This window comes from Streptomyces durbertensis, assembly GCF_014156695.1.
GTDB classification, from domain to species: Bacteria; Actinomycetota; Actinomycetes; order Streptomycetales; family Streptomycetaceae; genus Streptomyces; species Streptomyces durbertensis.
Genome location: NZ_WMLF01000714.1, coordinates 1 through 1,589, shown reverse-complemented (window position 1 = coordinate 1,589; position 1,589 = coordinate 1). Strand labels below are relative to the sequence as shown.

Annotated in this window: 2 protein-coding genes; both read left to right on the top strand. The window is 69.1% G+C overall.

Features of this window, described 5'->3' with window-relative positions:
• The first annotated feature begins 269 nt into the window (after positions 1-269).
• The gene (locus tag GL263_RS26185; RefSeq protein WP_323379567.1) at positions 270-761 is read left to right on the top strand and encodes an XRE family transcriptional regulator; all 492 of its coding nucleotides are present in this window, start codon (positions 270-272) and stop codon (positions 759-761) included.
• A gap of 161 nt (positions 762-922) precedes the next feature.
• Complete coding sequence (locus GL263_RS26180; protein ID WP_182858215.1) at positions 923-1,528, top strand: hypothetical protein; 606 nt, start codon at positions 923-925, stop codon at positions 1,526-1,528.
• The last annotated feature ends 61 nt before the right edge of the window (positions 1,529-1,589 follow it).

Here is a 1,589-nt window from a genome sequence, read left to right as displayed (position 1 = left end):
GCCTGAGGGCGGAACGGCGAAGGCCCGGCTCGGCCCCTCAGACCGCACCGGGCCAACTCCCCCGTAACGAAAGGCACTTCGTACGAACCCCCGTGGCCGTACGCGTGTGCCGTCAATTTCGTTTTACGTGCCATGGAGAGGGTACGGCCTGGGTGGGCCCCCTTGTCAAGATGGTTTTATGGTGACGGCCCCGACCTACGGGCGCGTAAACTTCGTTTGACAGTCGTCGCGGTTGACCGCCCGTGACGCCGATGACAGGGGGTGATGAGGTGACCAGGGGGACACCCGCGACCGGACGCACGATCGCGGAGAAACTCGATCACCTGATCAGGTCGGTTCATCCGGCCGACCGGGGGCCGCTCAGCTACATGGAGATCGCCGAGGCGATTCGGGAGAAGGCCGGCCCCGACGGGCCGACGGTCTCCCACGCGACCATTCAGAAGATCCGCAAGGGGGAGATCACCGACCCCAAGGTCAGCACGCTCACCGTGATCGCGGGCTTCTTCGGCGTGCCTGTCGCCTACTTCCTCGACGACACCGTCGCCGAACGCGTCGACGCGAAGATCGCCAAGGTCAAGGAGCGGGTCGCGCTCAGTCGGGCGCAGCAGGAACTCGTCGAAGCCCTGCGGGACAGCGACGTACGCGACGTGGCCGTGCGGATGAACGGCCTCTCCGCGGGCAGCCTGCACGCCATCCGGGGGGTCATCGAGCAGGCGCGCAGGCTGGAGGGACTTCCCGATCCGTCCGAGGAACGGGAATGACGCCGGTTATCAGGAGTTAGCGGGAATTCACCGACAATTCCCGACTCCGCGTCCGCGCAATACACTTCCGGCCACTTTGGTGCGGATGGACCGTGAATCCGCGCCGAGCGTTTGGGCAACGGCACCCGGAGCTGCTTAACTACGGCTCCGAAGGAGACCGCATGTCCAAGACGAGTCGCCGCGCCCACTGCGAGGCCGTCGCCGACCAACTCGACATACCTCGCCCGTTCGACCTCGACACGCTCTGCGCGCGTATCGCCTCCCGGCGCGGGCGTCCCCTGCGACTCGTCCCGCTCGACGGGGTGCCGGACGCCGCCACGCCGTGCGGCGTGTGGGTCGCGACCAGCACCACCGACCTGATCTTCTACGAGCCGGCGACCAGCTCCGTGCACAAGCTGCACATCGTGCTGCACGAGATCGCCCACCTGCTGCTCGGCCACGGCGCCACCGACCGGGAGCGCCCCGCCTACGCCGAACGCCTGCTCAACGGCACCGGCGCCGCCACCGGAGCCGACCCGGCCCCGAAGTCCACCGGGGTCGAGGACCTGGCGGGCCTCGACGAGGACGACGAACTCGACCTCGGCCAACTCCTCCACGTACTCGGCCGCACCAGCTACACGGACGTCGAGGAACGCGACGCCGAACTGCTCGCCACCATCCTCAGCGACCGCGCGCTCAGCGCCGACGCCGCGCCCAGCCGCTCCGAGGGGGCCGCCGGCGTCCTCGACCGCCTCAACGACGCCTTCGGCCACCGCGGACGACGATGAGCGCTCCGCCATGACCCCGACCCCCGGACGGGCTCCCGCCGCCCGCCGCACATCCGCCGAC

Coding starts and splice junctions, on each gene's coding strand:
- GL263_RS26180 (WP_182858215.1), top strand. CDS start 923: ATGTCCAAGACGAGTCGCCGCGCCCACTGCGAGGCCGTCGCCGACCAA.